The following is a 16,517-nucleotide window of genomic DNA, read 5'->3' as shown; positions in this document are numbered from 1 at the left end:
CGTACGACCCGTTCGATCCGGCGGTGATGGCCGACCCGCTGAAGTACTACCGCATTCTGCGCGACGAGCACCCGGTCTACTACCTGGACAAGTGGGACACCTACGCGCTGTCACGGTTCGACGACATCTGGCGGGTGCTGGAGATCAACGACGGGACGTTCGTCGCGTCGGAGGGGACGCTGCCGGCCGCGGCGGTGCTCGCCGAACACAACGACGGACCGGTCGCGGATCCGCCCCTGCACCCGATGCCGTTCCACGCCAACTTCGATGCGCCGATCTACGACGAGGTCCGCCGCTGCACCGCGGCGCCGTTCCGGCCCAAGAACGTCGCCAGGCTCGGCGAGCGCATCCGGGTGCTGGCCAACGAGCGGCTCGACGAACTGCTACCACTGGGCCGGTTCGACCTGACGCAGGACTACGGCGGGATCGTCGCGGCCTCAGTGGTGTGCGAACTCGTCGGCCTGCCAACCGATCTCGCCGGCGACGTGCTGGCCACTGTCAACGCGGGCAGCCTTGCGCAACCGGGCAGCGGCGTCGAAGTGGCCAACGCGCGGCCCGGCTACCTGGAGTACCTCACCCCGGTGGTGCAGCGCAGGCGCGCACAGCAGGGCGACGCGCTGTCCATCGTCGACAACCTGCTGGCCTACCGGCTGCCCGACGGGTCGGCGCTGTCCGACACCGAAGCGGCGGTGCAGATGCTGGGTGTCTTCATCGGCGGCACCGAGACCGTGCCCAAGATCGTCGCGCACGGACTGTGGGAGCTGTCGGCGCAGCCCGGTCAACTCGCCGAGGTGCGTTCGGATCTGGACGCCAACGTGCCCGTCGCGCGCGAGGAGATGATCCGCTACTGCGCGCCCGCCCAGTGGTTCGCGCGCACGCTGCGCCGGCCGTTCACCCTGCACGGCACCACCATCCGCCCGGGCCAGCGCATCATCTCACTGCTCGCCTCAGCCAACCGGGACGAGCGCGAATACCTGCAGCCCGACGAGTTCCTCTGGAACCGGCCGATGGCCAGGCTGCTCGCGTTCGGCCGCGGGCAGCACTTCTGCCTCGGAGCGCATCTGGCGCGACTGGAGATCGCCATCATGGTGACCGAATGGCTCAAACGGGTGCCCGACTTCCGCGTCGACACCGAAGCCGCGTCGCGGCCCCCGTCGAGCTTCCAGTGGGGCTGGAACAACCTCCCCGTGGAGATTTGACGTGTGGGCCTACCGTCTCGTCGCGCCGTTCACCTTCGAGAAAACCGAGGTGCCGCAACGCTCTCCGGAGTCGCTCGCCGAGGGCCAGGTGCTGCTGCGCTTCCTCGCCGCGGGCATCTGCGGGTCCGATCTGCCCGGGTTCCGGGGCGCCCAAGGCAAACTTGCGGGCGACACCGGTGCGTGCGCTGCCGAGATGAACGGCTTCCCGATCCACGAGATCGCCGGTGAGGTGATCGCGAGCCGGCATCCCGAACACCGGACCGGAGACCGGGTGGTCGGGTGGGCGTCCGGCTTCGACGGCCTGATGGAGCAGGTGGTCGCCGACGGCGACGGGTTGGCGGCCTATGCGGGGTCGCTGAGCCCCGCTCATGCTGTGGCGTTGCAGCCGTTGGCGTGTGTGCTCTACGCCGTCGAGCAACTACCGGACCTGAGGGGCCGCCACGTCGCCGTGCTCGGGCAGGGTTCGATCGGTCTGCTGTTCTCGTATGTGTCCAAGGCCGCCGGGGCCGCGCACGTCACCGGCGTGGACCCCGTCGACCGTACTGCCGCCGGCCCGGACTTCGGGGTCGACACGGTGGTGCGGGCCACCAGCGACCGCTGGGTCAGCCGATTGGGTCCAGATACCAAGCCCGACATCGTGATCGAGGCGGTGGGACACCAGGTCGCCACGCTGTCGCATGCGGTCGAGGCCGCGGCGTTCGGCGGCACCGTGTTCTATTTCGGTGTGCCCGACGACGACTGGTACCCGATCAGCATGCGCACCATGCTGCGTAACAACCTGACACTGAAGTCGGGGGTGACCCTGGAGCGCAGGCGGGTGCTCGCCGAAGCCGACGCGTTCGCCCGCGACCACCCGGGGCTGCTGGACCGCTACCTGACCCACACCTTCGGGGTCGACGAGGCGACGGCGGCGTTCGAGATGGCCTCGCGCCCCATGCCTGGCCGCATCAAGATCGTGATCGTGGCCTGACATGGCGAGCCGATTGCAGGAGGCCCTGTCGGGCAAGTCGCAGATCTGGGGCGGCTGGGTGGTTGGTCCGACGGTGCTCGGGCCGGAGGAGTTCGCCGCCGCGGGTTACGACTACGTCGGATTCGATGTCCAGCACGGGTATCTGCGCGACGCCGACGTCGCGCTGATGCTGCGCCGGCTGGAGCACGTTCCGATCGCCACGGTCGTGCGGTTGCCGGGCCCCGACGCGGCGCCGATCGGCAGGGTGCTCGACGCCGGCGCCGACGGTGTGGTGGTAGCGATGGTCGAGTCCGGCGAACAGGCCGCCGCGGCGGTGGCCGCGACCCGGTACGCCCCCGCCGGCGTACGCAGCTTCGGGCCGCTGCGCGCGAGCCTGGGCAGCGATCCGAGGGCGTTGCAGGAACGTGTGTCGGTGTTCGCGATGGTCGAGACCGCCCGTGGTCTCGCCGCGATCGACGACATCTGTGGTGTCGACGGACTGGCTGGAATCTACGTCGGCCCTGCCGATCTCGCGATCTCGATGGGGCACGGCCCGGTCGACGCGTGGACGCACCCCGATGTGCTGGACGCGATGTGTCGCCTCCAGCACGTCGCCACCGGTGCCGGCCTGGTGGCCGGCGTTCACGCCAACACCGGCCTGGTCGGTAATGAGATGGCGCAGAGAGGATTCCGGATGATCACCTTGGCCTCGGAGTCGCAAGCGCTGCGCCGCGGCGCCGCCGCGCACCTGGCCGAGGCGCGCGGGCAGACCGACGCGCCGGCGTCGACGAGGTACTCCTGATGACGCCGAACCGCGTCGCACTGGTCACCGGTGCCGCCCGCGGGCAGGGTGCGGCGATCACAGCCCGGCTGGTGCGCGACGGGTTCTGCGTCGCCGCATGCGATCTGCGTGCTGACGTGTTGCGGCAGACCGTGGCGGAATTCGGCGACAGGGCGGTTGCCGTCGACCTGGACGTCACCTCCGAGGAACAGTGGTGCGGCGCGGTCGCGTCGGTAGTGGAGAGGTTCGGTGCGCTGACTGCACTGGTGAACAATGCCGGTGTGCTGCACCGCGCTCCGTTGTCGGACGAGACTGCGGCAGGCTTCGAAGGTAGCTGGCGGGTCAACTGTCTGGGGCCGTTCCTCGGCATCCAGGCGGCACTGCCGAATCTGCGCGGCGTCCCCAACGCGTCGATCGTGAACACCTGCAGCACCGGGGCGATCCGCCCGTTCCCGAACCACAGCGCCTACGGCTCGTCCAAATGGGCTCTGCGCGGCCTGACCCAGGTCGCCGCCGTCGAGTTGGCGCCTGCGGGGATCCGGGTGAACGCGGTGTTCCCCGGCCCCGTCGAGACACCGATGCTGGATCCGGCCACCCAGTCGCGGCTGGCGGGCGCGGCATTGATGGGCCGCATCGGCAGACCCACCGAGATCGCCGACGCGGTCGCGTTTCTGGTCTCCGAGCATGCCTCCTTCATCACCGGTTCGGAGCTCATCGTCGACGGTGGGCAGTCGCTGCAGATTGGATGACGATCTCTATGGCCAAGACGCTCTCCGTGGCGATCATCGGCGCCGGTCCGGGAGGCCTTGCACTCGGGGTCTTCCTGCGCAAGGCGGGCTTCACCGACTTCACCATCTTCGACCGCGAGGACGGCGTCGGCGGTACGTGGCGCGTCAACACCTATCCCGGCCTGGCCTGCGACGTGAAATCGCACCTGTACTCCTACTCTTTCGAACTGAACCCGCACTGGTCGCGACTGTGGTCGGGCCAGCAGGAGATCCTGGACTACTTCGAACGCTGCGCGCAGCGCTACCGCCTGCACGAGAACCTGCGCTGCAACACCGAGATCGCGTCGGCGGAATGGGTTCCCGAATCCCGCACTTGGCTGCTGACCACCGCCGCGGGCGACGAACACACTTTCGACGTCGTCGTCTCCGCCATCGGGATGTTCACCCAGCCGGTGATGCCCGACCTCGTCGAGGAGGAACCGTTCACCGGGACGATGATGCACACCGCGCGCTGGGATCATTCCGTCGACTTGCGCGGCGTCCGCGTCGCCGTGCTGGGCACGGGATCGACTGCGGCCCAACTGGTCCCGGAGGTCGCCAAGCAGGCGGCCAAAGTGTACTCGGTGCAGCGCTCACCCACCTGGGTGCTGCCCAAACCGGACCGCGAGTACACCGCGCGGGAGAAGTGGGTGTTCGCCCACGTCCCGCTGGCCAAGAAGATCTACCGGACCCGGCTGTGGCTGCGCAGCGAATCGAACATCTCGGTCATCGAGAACGGCAGTGACAAGACCGAGGAATTCACCAGCGTTGCGCTGCGATCGCTGGAAGCGACCGTGCCCGACGAGGAACTCCGCGCCAAGCTGACCCCGGACCATCCGCTGGGCTGCAAGCGTCTGGTGTTCGCCACCGACTACATGCAGACGCTGACCCAGCCGCATGTCGAGGTGGTGTCCAGCCCCGCACGCCGACTCCGGTCGCGATCACTGGTCACCGAGGACGGCACCGAACTCGACGTCGACGTCGTGTTGTGCGCCACCGGATACGCGGCAGCAGATTACCTCGGGCAGATCGAGGTGCGGGGCGCCGACGGGGCGCTGCTGCGTGACACCTGGCGCGACGGGGCGTTCGCCTACCTCGGGATGACCGTGCCCGGTTTTCCCAACTTCTTCATGCTCTACGGCCCCAACACCAACGTCGGCTCCAACAGCGTCATCTTCATTCTGGAGGCGCAGGCGCACTACGTCGTGCGGGCGCTGAAGCACATGCGGCGCAGGAACAGGGCCTACATCGAGGTGCGGTCCGACGTGATGACGCGCTACCTGGAGTCGATCGACGCCTGGATGCAGGGCACCGTGTGGCTGACCCGGTGCAGCAGTTACTTCCGCGCCGCCAACGGCCGCGTGGTGACCCAGTGGCCGCGCAGCGCTCGGGCCTTCTGGCAGATGACGCGCCGGTTCAGGCCGCGCGACTACGTCTTCGCCGCACCGCAGAGCCGGTCGGCCATCCGTGTCGGCGCCCAGACCGCGGGACAGCGGTAGGCCGCCGTGACCGAGCGTGACATCGTCGAGCGTCTCGACCCGGCGCTGCGCCACCTCGCGCAGGCTCGCACCGACCTGTCGCCGCCGGTCCTCGGCGCGGTGCGGGACTCGCTGAACCAACGGCGCGCCGAGACGGCCGAGACCCTCGACCCCGTCGGCGTGGAGATCGAGCAGCGCTTCGTCCCGGTCCCGCACGGGCACCAGGTCGCGGTGCGGATCTACCGCGGCGGACCGCCCGGGTGCGGTGCGGTGATCTATTGCCACTCAGGGGCGTTCGTGCTCGGCAATCTGGACACCGACCACCGGCAGTGCATCGAGCTGGCCCGCCGGGGACGATGCATCGTGCTGTCGGTCGACTACCGGCTGGCCCCCGAACACCCGTACCCGGCAGCGCTCGACGATGCCGCCGCCATCCTGGACTGGGCGGCCCACAGTGCCGCAGAGCTCGGTGTCGATGCCGCGACGATCGCCGTGGCGGGCAGCAGTGCCGGAGCGGCCCTGGCGGCGGGCCTCGCGCAACGGGCCGCGGCCGGCGACGCGCCGCCTGTGGTGTTCCAGATGCTGCACCAACCGGTGCTCGACGACCGTCCGTCGCCGTCGAAGGCGGAGTTCACCACCACGCCGGGGTTCGACGGCGAAGCCGTGCACTGGATGTGGCGGCACTACGGGGCGGACGGGCCGGTTCCAGATGACGCGGTGCCGGCCCGCGCGCAGGACTTCTCCGCAGTGGCGCCCGCCTTGATCACCTGCTCGGAGCTCGATCCGCTGCGTGATGAAGCGATCGACTATGCGCTACGACTGCTGTGGTCGGGTGTAGCCACCGATCTGCATGTGTTCAGCGGCACCTGCCACGGTTTCGATTCGCTGGTCCCGGAATGGGAGATCAGCGAAGCGCTCTTCAACCTCCAGGGTGCGGCGTTACGCCGTGCCTTCGTTCGCTAATTCCCGGGCGATCGCCTGGTGGTAGGCGTCGATGTTGGCCGGGTTCACGATCCGGAAGAAGCCGTCGGGCATCGGCGCGTCCTTGTACGCCTCCACCGTCATGGTCCTGCTGAACAGGGTGATTCCCTCGCCGGGCCGGGTGAACTTGTACTGGACGCTGATCCGGCCGGGCATACCGCCGTTGCCGTCCCGGTCGTGGCCGAGGTTGCCCACGGAGTTGAACATCCACAACTTCGGCCGCATCGCGATGGCCAGATGCCAGGTGAAGATCCGTTCGGCGTCCGGGCCGGTCTCGGTCCAGGTGTCACCGACCTCCAGCGGCAATTTGTCCGGCACCTTCCCGACGTGCGCGCTGCCCGGATACGTCTTCGTCCAGTTCACCGGATTGGTCACGAAGTCGTAGATGACTTCGGGGGACTGGGTGAACGCGGTCTCCGACGTCGTCGTCACGATTCCCACACCGACTCCTCTTCGACGTCCCACCTGCTTTACAAATCCACGCCATAATGTCACGCTGCGGAGTGGCTTGCCACAGCAGTGCCGGGAGCGGGAGGTATCACGATGGACTTCTCCGAAGTCGCACTGTCCGAGGAGGACAGAGCTTTCCAGGCAGAGCTGCGGGAATTCCTGGCGTCGGTGGTGACTGACGACGTCATCGCCAGGGACCGGCGCACAGGCGATAACTTCGACGAGACGGTCCACCTGGCTCTCGGATCAGCGGGGTATCTCGAACGGGACTGGCGCGCCGCGCACGACGAGGGCTTCACCCCGGTCCAACGGCGGATCTGGGAGCTGGAGATCGGACGGGCGCACACACCGTGGTTCCACTGGGGCACCACGTCGATGGTCGCGAATGCGGTCGACCGGTTCGGGTCCGACGAGCTGAGGGACGAAATCTTGCCCGAGGTGCTGAGCGGACGGTTCCGGCTCTGTCTGGGCTACACGGAGCCCGAGGGCGGCTCCGACGTAGCCACGTGCAAGACCCGCGCGGTGCGTGACGGTGACGGGTGGATCATCAACGGCTCGAAGATGTTCACGTCGAACGCCCACCACGCGCAGTACGTCTTCCTGATCACCAACACCGACCCGGCGGCGCCCAAACATCAGAGCCTGACGATGTTCCTGGTGCCACTCGACTCGGCCGGCGTCGACATCCAGCCGATCCGGACCGTTGACGGCGACCGCACCAATATCACCTACTACAGCGATGTGCGCGTGGATGACAGATACCGGGTCGGCGCCGTCAACGGCGGCTGGGCCGTGCTGCGGGAGGCGCTCAACGCCGAGCACGGCACCGTCGAGCGTGACGCCGGCGGGCTGAGCAAGATCGCAGTCATGTCCGAACACGCGTTACTACTCGCCGACGAGGTCGACCGGGTGGCCGGCGAGGTATTCGCGAACGGGCGGCTCGACGACGACTCGGTGGCATATCGGCTGGGGCGCAGCATCGCCCGATTGGAAGCGGCCCTGAGCACGCCGGAGATGTTCGGCCGGGTGGCCATCGCGCAGACGCTCCGCGACATCACCCCGGAACTGATGGACGTCCGCGGGGCGGTGGCCGCGGTGCCGGACGGACTCAGCGGCGAGTACCTGTTCCGGTTGGCCGGGCCGACCGGCATCTACGGCGGCACGCTCGAGGTGTTCCGCAACATGATCGCCCAGCACGTCCTCGGGCTCGGCCGGCCGAACTATTCGCCGCCCCGCTAAAAGGGCGGGTCGTTGCCGCCCGGGCCTTCGGCGCGTGTTTCGGCGTTGCGTTGTCGTTCTGCGGTGATGTAGGCGGCGCGGCCCTGCGCGCGGGTGCGTGTGCGCCGGGGCATCATCGCCCCGCGGTTGTCGGTCATGGGGACGGTGGGTGGGTCACCGGTCCAGAGGGTGGCCGTCGGCCTGCACAGGGCCGGGAAGAGGAGACGGCAGCCGGGGTGGGTGGTGTAGGTGTGGCCGGTGGGCGAGGTCCAGGTGATGGTGCCGTCGGGGTCTTGACGGTCACGCCACCCGCCGAGTCCGGTCCAAAAAGTTTTCAGCAAATGATGAAAACGGCACAGACACTTCAAGTTTGACGCGTGCGTGGGCCCGACAGGGTGCGGGACGGTGTGGTCGATGTCAGCGGTGGTGGCAGGTTGGTCACAGCCGGGGAAGCGACAGGTCAGATCGCGGCAACGCACGAACTCAGCAAGCGCGGCCGACGGGGTGTAGCGAGGCTGCGGCCCGGAATTGCCGGGGTGGACGACTTCGCGGATTTTGGCGCCGTCGAGCATGGCGTCGAAGAACGGCGCAGGCATGAACCCGGCCCCGAAGATATAGCCCGAGCGCCCCGGGACCAGGGTGGGTGCGCTGCGCCGCGGTGTGGCCGCCGTGCCCCCACCCCGCGGCCCGTCAGACTCGGCGCCGCCGGGCGGGTCGTCGCGCAGTTCGGCGGGCGCCCGGTCGGTGTCTGCCTGCTGCTTGGTGGTGTGGTCGGTGAGGGCGTAGACGATGATCTCGCGCACTGGGCGGGGGTTGGTGGCAGCCTCGCAATCCCCGTTGCCGCAGCGGCAGGCCAGGGTGGTGATCCCGTGGAACAGGGCGGCCAGGGCGTCCTTGCGGCGGTCGTCGAGGGTGCGGGGATCGGCGTCGCAGACGCTGTAGGCCATCGCGGTCAGGGTGCGTTCCCCAGCAGCGGCGTCACCGTCGAACATCCGCGCCCACACCGTGGTGAACCCAGGCGCGTCACCGAGGTTGCCGAACTCGATCGTGCGCCCCAAGTCGCCTCCACGGCTTTGGCGCACGGCGTCGGGGTCGTGGCGTTCGACGATGGTGTCGATCTCGGCTTCGGTCTTCTTCACCGACAACGGTCCCCAACCGAGGATGTCGGCAGCCAGGTCGGCGTCGACGGCGGCGATCAAGTCCGGGTCGGTGATCAGGTCGGTGCGGGTGATGATCGCGCGCACCAACATCTCGCTGATCAGCCCCTGCAGGAACAGCGCCCCGAGTTTGGGGAGGCGGTCGCGCAGCACCACCGCGCGGTAGGCCTGGTGCAGCGCCAACCCGTGGGTGATCCGATACGCCGCGGCCAGTTCGGCGGTGACCGCGGCTTCGGGGTCGACCCACCAGTCCAGTCGGTCTTCGGGGGCGAGGTCGACGCGGCGGGTGAACAGTTCGGCCATCACCGCCAGCTTGCGGGCACACACCGCGTTCTCCATCCGCGAGGCGGTCGCGGCGGCGTCGATGAGCTCGGCATCCGAGAGCCCGGTGAGCTGGCCGGGCTCCGGAACCGATACTTCGAACATGTGTGCGATTCTACCGGCGGGCTGTGACGAATCAGGTCGGTAGTTGGCCGGCTGTGAACCGATTCGCCAATTGTGGATAAGCATGCGTGAAGCGCCTGGCGGGCGCCGAAGCTCCGATCAGAGCTGGGGAATCACTTCCCCTGCCAGCAGTTCGAGCGTGCGATCGGAACCCCGATCGTGCGTGAAAAGCACGATCTGCCCGAAGCCCATTTCGACCAGCCCCCCGAGCCGATCGACCATCACTGCCGGCGTGCCGATCAAGTCGGTGTCGTGTAGCCCGAAACCTTCACCACCGAACCGCTTTTCCGCCAGGCCTCGCACCTTCGGCAGCGCGGCGTCGTCCGGTGCCAGCGCCATCACCGCCTCGATCGAGAGCGTGATGGTGTCCGGGTCGCGGCCGACGTCGTCGCAGATGGACCGCAGGGCAGCGATCTTCTCCTTGATCTGGCCCAGTGCGTAGGTCGGTACGTTCCACACGTCGGCATATCGCGCCACCAGAGGGAGCGTGAACTTCTCGCCGACGCCGCCCACGACGATGGGGGGCCGCGGCTGCTGCACCGCTCCCGGTTTGATCGGCATGTCGGGCACGGTGAAATGATTGCCCGCAAAGTCGATCCGCTCTTCGGTGAAGGCCTGATGCAAGATCTGCAATGTCTCGCCGAGCTGTTCGGAGCGTTCGGCGAAGGTGCCCCACGGCAGACCGGCCCGGCGGTGTTCGTCCTCGATCGATCCGCTGCCGATGCCCAGGCTCAGCCGGCCGCCGGAGATCTGATCCAGCGTGGTGGCCATCTTGGCCAGCGTGACCGGATGCCGAAACTGATTGCACAGCACCATATGTCCGACCCGCAGACGGTCAGTGCGGCTGAGCAGCGCGGTGGCCAGCGTCCAGGCCTCCATCGACGGATAGTCGGGCATGCCGGGCCCGTACAGGTGGTCGTAGAGCCACAGCGATTCGATGCCGAGTTCTTCGCAGCGCCGGGCGCGGTGCAACACCTCGTCGAATGAGAAGCCCATCTGGGGCAGGTAGATGCCGATCTCCGGCCTGCTCATCACCCTCCCCATCGACAGTGCTGTACTTTCGGTCGCCTGCATGGTAACGACATTCTCGCAAGGTGAGAAGCAAATTCTGACGACGACGAGACGTAAAGGGCTGCCCATGCGGTTCGCGATCACCCATCCGATGCACAGCCATCCCTACAACCCCGAGCTCGTCACGGGCGCGGGGATCGCGAAGGTGGCTGCGGCCGCTGAGAAGGCAGGGTTCGCCGGCTTCGGCTTCACCGACCATCCCGCGCCGACCCAACGGTGGCTGGAGGCCGGTGGACACGACGCACTCGATCCTTTCGTGGCGATGGGATTCGCCGCCGCCCACACCACGACGCTGCAGCTGATCCCCAACATCGTGGTGCTGCCGTACCGCAACCCCTTTGTCGTGGCCAAAGCCGGTGCGACGCTGGACCTGATCTCCGAGGGCAGGTTCACCCTCGCGGTGGGCGTGGGCTACCTCAAGCGCGAATTCACCGCCCTTGGTGTGGATTTCGACGAGCGGGCGGTACTCTTCGAAGAGGCGTTGCAGGTGATCCGCGAGGTCTGGACCAGCGATGACATCACCTTCGACGGCAAGCATTTCAGCGCCACAGGCATCACCGCGCATCCGAGGCCGGTCAGCGCTCCGCATCCGCCGATCTGGGTGGGTGGCAACACCTCGGCCGCGCGGGCGCGGGTCGCGAGGTACGCGCAGGGCTGGTGTCCGTTCCGGGCCCCGGCTGTGCTGGCGCAGACCGCCCGTACGGCGCCGTTGGAGACGGTGGACCATCTCCAGGCCGGTGTGGACGATCTGCGCCGTCGCCTGGAGGGCGAGGGCCGCGATCCGTCGGACATCGACATCACGTTCACCAACGATGCGGGTGGCGCTCCCGGTGCCGCGGACTTCAACGCCGACGAGTTCCTTTCCGGCGTCGCCGATCTCGAGAAGGCCGGAGTCACCTGGATTCAGGTGAGCGTGCCGGGGGACAGCCTCGCGCACACGCTGGAGGCCATCGAGGAGTTCGGCGGATCGGTCATCGGGGCGTAGTAGCCGCGACACGCGTCGCATCGGTGCCGGTCACCCGGCGACCTTGACAAGGGTCTTGCCGATGTTGGCTCCGGTGAACAGACCGTTGAGTGCGTCGACGCAGGACTCGATGCCGTCGAAGATGTGCTCGCGGTGGGTGATCAGCCCCTGCTCCTCCCAGCTCCGCAGCGCCGCGAACGCCTCGTCGAAGCGGCCCCATTCGTCGAGGGCGTTGAATCCCTGCATCATCGCGGTCTTGGACAGCAGATTGACGTAGTTGGCCGGCCCCGGATGCTCACCGGTGAGGTAGCTGGAGATGACCCCGCAGAGCACCACCCGCGCCTTCTGGGCGAGCCGGCCGAGCACCGCGTCAAGGATCGGGCCGCCGACGTTGTCGAAATACACGTCGACCCCACGCGGGCAGTGCTCCCGCAGCGCCGCGCGCAGGTCGTCGTTGCGGTAGTCGATGCAGGCGTCGAAGCCGAAGTCCTCCACCACCGCACGGCATTTGTGCGGGCCGCCGGCGATGCCCACCACCCGCGCACCCGCGATCTTGGCGATCTGCCCGGCGACCGAGCCGGTGGCCCCGGCGGCGGCCGACACCACGACCGTCTCGCCCGGTTGCGGACGTCCGATGCCCGTCATGCCGAAGTACGCGGTGGCGCCGGTGGGGCCGTAGATGGACATCACCGCGAGCTGATCCACCTGGTCGCCCGGGCCCGGCACCGGTGTGGTGAAGAGGTCGTCGCGGACGATCGTGTATTCCTGGAACCCGGTCAGCGTGGTCACGATGTCCCCGACCGCGTAGGCGGCACAACGGGATTCGACGACCTCGCCGATCCCCGCCGCGCGGATCACCTCGCCGAGCTGCACCGGGGGAAGGTAGCTCGGCTGATCGTCGAGCCAGGTCCGCACCGCCGCATCGATGCCCACGTACGTCGTACGCACCAGTGCCTCACCGTCGGCGGGTTCCGGCACGGGGGCGGTCACCAGTTCGGTGTCGCCGGGGGCGACCAACCCGTGCGGTCGGTGGCGCAACACGATCTGTCGGTTCGTCAACGTCGACACCCGGCCGAACCTACCGAAGCGACACGGCCGCCGAGCCCCTATCGGGTCACAACCGCCACAGCGCCTCCTGCGTCGTGGTGGCGATCAACGTGCCGGCGGTGTCGTAGAGCGAGCCCTGGACCAGGCCGCGGGAATCGCCGACGTTGAGCCGGTGCACCTCGTAGCGGTGCCAGTTGTGCGGTGTGAAGGGCCGGTGGAACCACACTGAGTGGTCCAGGCTGGCCGCAAAGGTCCCCGACCCTGCTTCCGGCTCCAGCGGCGCCCCGGACGGCCGCGCCACCGGCACCGGACCGAAGTCGGACAGGAACGTCAGCGTGCATGCCCGGATCAGCGGGTCGCCCTCGATCTCGTCGCGGGTGCGGATCCAGAACGGCGGTACCGCGAACACCGAATCGTCGTCGGGCCTGGTGCGGATGTCGAAGCGGTCGGCGAACTCGATGTCCGGTTCCTTGCCCCCGGCTTCGGTCAGGGTCACCGACTGCGCCGGGGTGGGGTGCTCATCGGGGCCGAGCTCGGGGACGTGGAACGACGCGATCATCTCCAGGATCACTGCGCCCTGCTGGATTGCGGTGACGCGGCGGGTGTCGAAGGAGCGCCCGTCCCGGGTGCGCTCCACGTGGAGTTCGACCTCGACCCCGTAGCGGCCGCCCCGCACGAAATACAGGTGTAGCGACTGAGGCAGCTTGCCGGCGCCGACCGTGGCGCCGGCCGCCGCCAGCGCCTGCGCGGCGATCAGACCGCCGAACAACCGCGACCCGGGACCGGCGGCCGCCGGGCAGGCCACAAATACGTCGTCGCGGCAGTCCAACCGCACTAGATCGGCGATCCAGCTCTGTTTGACACCTGTCACAAGAAGTCGACCCTAGCGGGCCGCAACTGATCCCGGCAGGTCGGCGGTCATGTCGACCTTGTCGCCGTCGAAACTGAGCATGTCTTTGATTCCCAGGCTCTCGGGCAGCGGGTCCGCATAGCTCCACGCCACGTCCTCGACGACGGTCCCCTCGACGACCGCGGTCCAGTACGTGGCGTAGCCCTTGTAGTTGCAGTAACTGGTGGTGTCCGACCGCCGCAGCGCGTCCGTTCGGACGAACGCCGGGGCCACGTAGAGCCGAGGCTGCAGCGCCGTCTCGAACACGATCACCGTGTCGTCGGTGTCGACGAGCGTGCTGCCCCCTACGGTCACCCGCAGTCTCCGTGCGGTGGGGCGGCAGTCCACCCGGTGGTACGGGTTGGGCGGGTAGTGCACCAGACGGCGCCCCTCTTCCAGCCAGGTGTCGACCGCGGTCCAGGCCACCACGACATAACCGGGCAGCTCTGGAACCGGCGTGCTCGGCAGCTCGCCGATGTCGGCGGATCGGAACGCGTAGCTCAGCGGCGCACCCCTGCGGTGCACCATCCACGCGTCCTCGGTGTCGATCACCGGAAGGCCGTCGAGAAACGCCTGTACGCGCCGCGGATGCGGCTCAAGGTAGACCAGGTCTCCGGCGACCGGCGGACTGAACCGACCGGCACGCTCCCGGCTGAGTGGACCGTTCCCGGCCACCAGGCTCATCGAAGATCCCCGGCCCCAACAACTCTCGGACAAATCACAGCGGTTTCCCTTCGCTCGGCGACGTCCTGCAGGAGTTTACAAACTCCTGGTGGATTGTCACAGCAGCGTCCGTCTTCGAGGGCCCGGACGGTGAGACATTCCTGACATCGCCCCCGCGGGAACGGCGATTCGGGCGACCGCGCACCGGCGAAGTGGCGAAAATCGACGAAACGGGTACCACGTTGCAGGCCGGGTGGACGACGAACGAGGTGGCGGGTGAAACGACTCAACGGCGTGGACGCCATGATGCTCTACAGCGAGACGCCGGAAATCCACATGCACACCTTGAAGGTCGGCGTGCTCGATGTGACCGCCGTCGACGGCTTCGACTTCGAGTTCTTCCGCCGGGCCGCGCTGCCGCGGCTGCACGCGCTGGCGCCGTTGCGCTACCAGCTGGTGGACATACCGCTGAAGTTCCATCACCCGATGTGGGTGCAGAACGCGCAGATCGACGTCGACTACCACATCCGCCGCGCGCGGGTGCCGGCTCCCGGCGGGCGGCGCGAGCTCGACCAGCTCATCGGCGAGATCGCGAGCACGCCGCTGGACCGCCGATACCCGCTGTGGGAGATGTATGTCGCAGAAGGATTGGCGGGCAACAGGATTGCCGTGATCCACAAGGTACATCACGTGCTCGCCGACGGTGTCGCGTCGGCGAATCAGCTAGCGATGGCGATCCAGCCCCGCGAGCCCGAGGTGGGGGGTCAGCTCGCCGAGGTGCCCCCGGACTCGACAGCGCCGCGCGCCCTACTAAAGGCCGCGGCCCGCGATCACGTGCGTCAGCTGCGCCGGCTGCCCAGGTTGGTCAACGAAACCGCCGCCGGTGTCTCGCGGGTGCGCAGGCAGGCCCGCGAGCGTGGCCGGCATCCCGACCTGGCGCGCAACTTCGCGCCGCCGCCGACCTTTCTCAACCATGTGGTGACGCCGGGCCGCCGCTTCGCCACCGCCCCGCTGGCGCTCGCGGACGTCAAGGAGACCGCCCGACACCTCGGGGTCACCCTCAACGACATCGTGCTCGCCACGGCGGCCGGAGCTCTGCGTGAACTGCAGCTGCGCTACGACAAGAAGGCCGACTCGCCGTTGATCGCGGGTGTGCCCGTCAGTTTCGACACCTCACCCGGGCGGCTCGTCGGTAACGAATTCACTTACATGACACCGTCTTTACCGGTTCATGTACCCGATCCCATCGCGCGGGTGCGGCTCACCGCGACCGCGACCGCCATCGCGAAGGAGAACCACGGCCTGCTCGGGCCGACACTGCTGCCGTCCTGGTTGACCTATCTGCCGCCGGCCGCCACTCCGCCGATCTTCCGGACGCAGGCCCGCCGGGTGGAGTCCGCGATGGTGATGAACCTGACCATCTCCAACGTGCCGGGCCCGAAGGAGCGGGGGGTGATAAAGGGTGCGGTCGTGGACGAGATCTACTCGGTGGGGCCGATCGTCGCGGGCAGCGGGATGAACATCACGGTGTGGAGCTATGTCGACCAACTGTCGATCTCGGTGCTCACCGACGACCGGACGCTGAAAGACCCGCACGAGGCGACCGACGCGCTGATCGCCTCGTTCGCCGAGATTCGCGCCGCGGCCGGTCTGTCCGACAAGCTGACACCTGTCGAGAAGACCCTGCCGCTGGCTCCGGCCCTCTGAACCTCGGAACCTGTTGATCGGCGCGCGCTTTCGCGGCGTCGCAGGTCCTGCCGCTGCGCGCGGAAATCGGATGGAGACTTTACAGATCGACTCCAAAATGTCACCCTGTCTGGAGTGTCACGCGATGCGCGACGCAGACTGGAGGCAGACGGTGAGAGGCCGGACGTTCGAGACAGACGACTTCGCGCAGTTCGAACGACGGCGGTCCGGGGTTCGCATCGCCGGCGAGACCCTGCGCACCTACGACCTGACCGTGTTCGCCGCCGACGTCGACGGCGTGGTCGGCGCCGCGGGCGGTTGGCTGTGCGACCGGGCGCGGGCGGGCTGGCAGGTCACCGTCACGATTCCGCCGGGCCACGACACCCGGGCCCTGAGGATCCTCGGCGTTGACGTCGAGGTGCAGGAGTCCCTCCTCGAGGCGCTGTGCGGTACCGCAGGCGCAGCCGTGGCGATGGACGCGCGAGTGCTGCGGGAGAACGCCGGGTTGCGGGCAGAAATGTCGGCTCTGGCCGACACTGCCCGCGCCGAGATCACCGTCTGGGGCGATGCGGGCTCGTTCGGTCCCGACGGACGATTCGACCGGGTAAGGCACCGGCTCAGTGCCGCCGCCCGTGCGTTCAAGAGCAGGGCATTGCAGACAACCGGTCAGATCGTTGCCGATCTGACCGTCGAGGAATTCGTCAGCGCGGCGCTCTGGTATCCGCCGGACGGCGCCGATCTGGTGCCGCTCCCGAATCGCTAGTGGACGCCGG

General features: G+C 68.2%; 16 protein-coding genes. 10 read left to right on the top strand and 6 right to left on the bottom strand.

Annotation, left to right across the window (positions count from 1 at the left end):
• Positions 1 to 26 precede the first annotated feature (26 nt).
• Genes ACXMYJ_RS02980 through ACXMYJ_RS02955 form a run of 6 tightly spaced genes read left to right on the top strand, consistent with a single transcriptional unit; the run spans position 27 to position 6,137 of the window.
• The gene (locus ACXMYJ_RS02980) at positions 27 to 1,199 is read left to right on the top strand and encodes a cytochrome P450 (protein ID WP_460354077.1); all 1,173 of its coding nucleotides are present in this window, start codon (positions 27 to 29) and stop codon (positions 1,197 to 1,199) included.
• Position 1,200: 1 nt separating this feature from the next.
• The gene (locus tag ACXMYJ_RS02975) at positions 1,201 to 2,169 is read left to right on the top strand and encodes a zinc-binding dehydrogenase (protein WP_460353874.1); all 969 of its coding nucleotides are present in this window, start codon (positions 1,201 to 1,203) and stop codon (positions 2,167 to 2,169) included.
• A gap of 1 nt (position 2,170) precedes the next feature.
• Positions 2,171 to 2,950 carry an HpcH/HpaI aldolase family protein gene (locus ACXMYJ_RS02970; protein WP_460353872.1) on the top strand — a complete coding sequence of 260 codons (780 nt, stop codon included), beginning with the start codon at positions 2,171 to 2,173 and terminating at the stop codon, positions 2,948 to 2,950.
• Positions 2,950 to 3,678 (top strand): SDR family NAD(P)-dependent oxidoreductase, encoded by a 729-nt coding sequence (locus ACXMYJ_RS02965; RefSeq protein WP_460353869.1) that lies wholly within the window; start codon positions 2,950 to 2,952, stop codon positions 3,676 to 3,678. Before ACXMYJ_RS02970 ends, ACXMYJ_RS02965 begins: the two co-directional genes overlap by 1 nt.
• 8 nt (positions 3,679 to 3,686) lie before the next feature.
• Positions 3,687 to 5,195: a flavin-containing monooxygenase gene (locus ACXMYJ_RS02960; RefSeq protein ID WP_460354075.1), complete on the top strand. Its 1,509-nt coding sequence runs from the start codon at positions 3,687 to 3,689 to the stop codon at positions 5,193 to 5,195.
• A 6-nt stretch (positions 5,196 to 5,201) separates the two neighbouring features.
• Entirely contained in the window at positions 5,202 to 6,137 is a 936-nt protein-coding gene (locus ACXMYJ_RS02955) for an alpha/beta hydrolase (RefSeq protein WP_260751511.1), read from the top strand.
• Here ACXMYJ_RS02955 and ACXMYJ_RS02950 read toward each other — a convergent pair.
• Positions 6,114 to 6,596 carry an SRPBCC family protein gene (locus tag ACXMYJ_RS02950; RefSeq protein WP_460353867.1) on the bottom strand — a complete coding sequence of 161 codons (483 nt, stop codon included), beginning with the start codon at positions 6,594 to 6,596 and terminating at the stop codon, positions 6,114 to 6,116. The genes ACXMYJ_RS02955 and ACXMYJ_RS02950 overlap by 24 nt on opposite strands.
• A gap of 102 nt (positions 6,597 to 6,698) precedes the next feature.
• Between ACXMYJ_RS02950 and ACXMYJ_RS02945 the strand changes: the two genes are divergently transcribed.
• Positions 6,699 to 7,844, top strand: a complete 1,146-nt coding sequence (locus tag ACXMYJ_RS02945) for an acyl-CoA dehydrogenase family protein (protein WP_460353864.1) — start codon at positions 6,699 to 6,701, stop codon at positions 7,842 to 7,844.
• Here ACXMYJ_RS02945 and ACXMYJ_RS02940 read toward each other — a convergent pair.
• Complete coding sequence (locus ACXMYJ_RS02940; RefSeq protein ID WP_460353861.1) at positions 7,841 to 9,406, bottom strand: HNH endonuclease signature motif containing protein; 1,566 nt, start codon at positions 9,404 to 9,406, stop codon at positions 7,841 to 7,843. The two genes, ACXMYJ_RS02945 and ACXMYJ_RS02940, sit on opposite strands and share 4 nt — an antisense overlap.
• Before the next feature lie 117 nt (positions 9,407 to 9,523).
• Positions 9,524 to 10,456 carry an LLM class flavin-dependent oxidoreductase gene (locus ACXMYJ_RS02935; protein ID WP_460354071.1) on the bottom strand — a complete coding sequence of 311 codons (933 nt, stop codon included), beginning with the start codon at positions 10,454 to 10,456 and terminating at the stop codon, positions 9,524 to 9,526.
• A gap of 106 nt (positions 10,457 to 10,562) precedes the next feature.
• Here ACXMYJ_RS02935 and ACXMYJ_RS02930 point away from each other — a divergent pair, with 106 nt between their 5' ends.
• Entirely contained in the window at positions 10,563 to 11,480 is a 918-nt protein-coding gene (locus ACXMYJ_RS02930; RefSeq protein WP_460353858.1) for an LLM class F420-dependent oxidoreductase, read from the top strand.
• A 30-nt stretch (positions 11,481 to 11,510) separates the two neighbouring features.
• Here ACXMYJ_RS02930 and ACXMYJ_RS02925 read toward each other — a convergent pair whose 3' ends face one another.
• Genes ACXMYJ_RS02925 through ACXMYJ_RS02915 form a run of 3 tightly spaced genes read right to left on the bottom strand, consistent with a single transcriptional unit; the run spans position 11,511 to position 14,079 of the window.
• Positions 11,511 to 12,527: an NADP-dependent oxidoreductase gene (locus tag ACXMYJ_RS02925; protein ID WP_260751518.1), complete on the bottom strand. Its 1,017-nt coding sequence runs from the start codon at positions 12,525 to 12,527 to the stop codon at positions 11,511 to 11,513.
• 46 nt (positions 12,528 to 12,573) lie between these two features.
• A complete protein-coding gene (locus ACXMYJ_RS02920) occupies positions 12,574 to 13,377 on the bottom strand; it encodes an acyl-CoA thioesterase (RefSeq protein ID WP_460353856.1) in 804 nt (267 codons plus the stop codon).
• 12 nt (positions 13,378 to 13,389) lie between these two features.
• Positions 13,390 to 14,079, bottom strand: a complete 690-nt coding sequence (locus tag ACXMYJ_RS02915) for a DUF427 domain-containing protein (RefSeq protein ID WP_460353853.1) — start codon at positions 14,077 to 14,079, stop codon at positions 13,390 to 13,392.
• A gap of 255 nt (positions 14,080 to 14,334) precedes the next feature.
• Here ACXMYJ_RS02915 and ACXMYJ_RS02910 point away from each other — a divergent pair, with 255 nt between their 5' ends.
• Positions 14,335 to 15,765, top strand: coding sequence for a WS/DGAT/MGAT family O-acyltransferase (locus ACXMYJ_RS02910; RefSeq protein ID WP_460353850.1), 1,431 nt, complete (start codon positions 14,335 to 14,337; stop codon positions 15,763 to 15,765).
• 124 nt (positions 15,766 to 15,889) lie between these two features.
• The gene (locus ACXMYJ_RS02905; protein ID WP_260751525.1) at positions 15,890 to 16,507 is read left to right on the top strand and encodes a hypothetical protein; all 618 of its coding nucleotides are present in this window, start codon (positions 15,890 to 15,892) and stop codon (positions 16,505 to 16,507) included.
• Positions 16,508 to 16,517 lie beyond the last annotated feature (10 nt).

This window comes from Mycobacterium sp. ZZG, from assembly GCF_054786995.1.
Note: the sequence above shows the minus strand (reverse complement) of the source record. Positions and strands in the feature narration are given on the sequence as shown.

Excerpts from the sequence above, each read along its gene's own strand:
- ACXMYJ_RS02935 (WP_460354071.1), bottom strand. The coding sequence starts at position 10,456 with ATGAGCAGGCCGGAGATCGGCATCTACCTGCCCCAGATGGGCTTCTCA.
- ACXMYJ_RS02915 (WP_460353853.1), bottom strand. The coding sequence starts at position 14,079 with ATGAGCCTGGTGGCCGGGAACGGTCCACTCAGCCGGGAGCGTGCCGGT.
- ACXMYJ_RS02960 (WP_460354075.1), top strand. The coding sequence starts at position 3,687 with ATGGCCAAGACGCTCTCCGTGGCGATCATCGGCGCCGGTCCGGGAGGC.
- ACXMYJ_RS02980 (WP_460354077.1), top strand. The coding sequence starts at position 27 with ATGGCCGACCCGCTGAAGTACTACCGCATTCTGCGCGACGAGCACCCG.
- ACXMYJ_RS02940 (WP_460353861.1), bottom strand. The coding sequence starts at position 9,406 with ATGTTCGAAGTATCGGTTCCGGAGCCCGGCCAGCTCACCGGGCTCTCG.
- ACXMYJ_RS02905 (WP_260751525.1), top strand. The coding sequence starts at position 15,890 with ATGCGCGACGCAGACTGGAGGCAGACGGTGAGAGGCCGGACGTTCGAG.
- ACXMYJ_RS02965 (WP_460353869.1), top strand. The coding sequence starts at position 2,950 with ATGACGCCGAACCGCGTCGCACTGGTCACCGGTGCCGCCCGCGGGCAG.
- ACXMYJ_RS02945 (WP_460353864.1), top strand. The coding sequence starts at position 6,699 with ATGGACTTCTCCGAAGTCGCACTGTCCGAGGAGGACAGAGCTTTCCAG.
- ACXMYJ_RS02930 (WP_460353858.1), top strand. The coding sequence starts at position 10,563 with ATGCGGTTCGCGATCACCCATCCGATGCACAGCCATCCCTACAACCCC.
- ACXMYJ_RS02970 (WP_460353872.1), top strand. The coding sequence starts at position 2,171 with ATGGCGAGCCGATTGCAGGAGGCCCTGTCGGGCAAGTCGCAGATCTGG.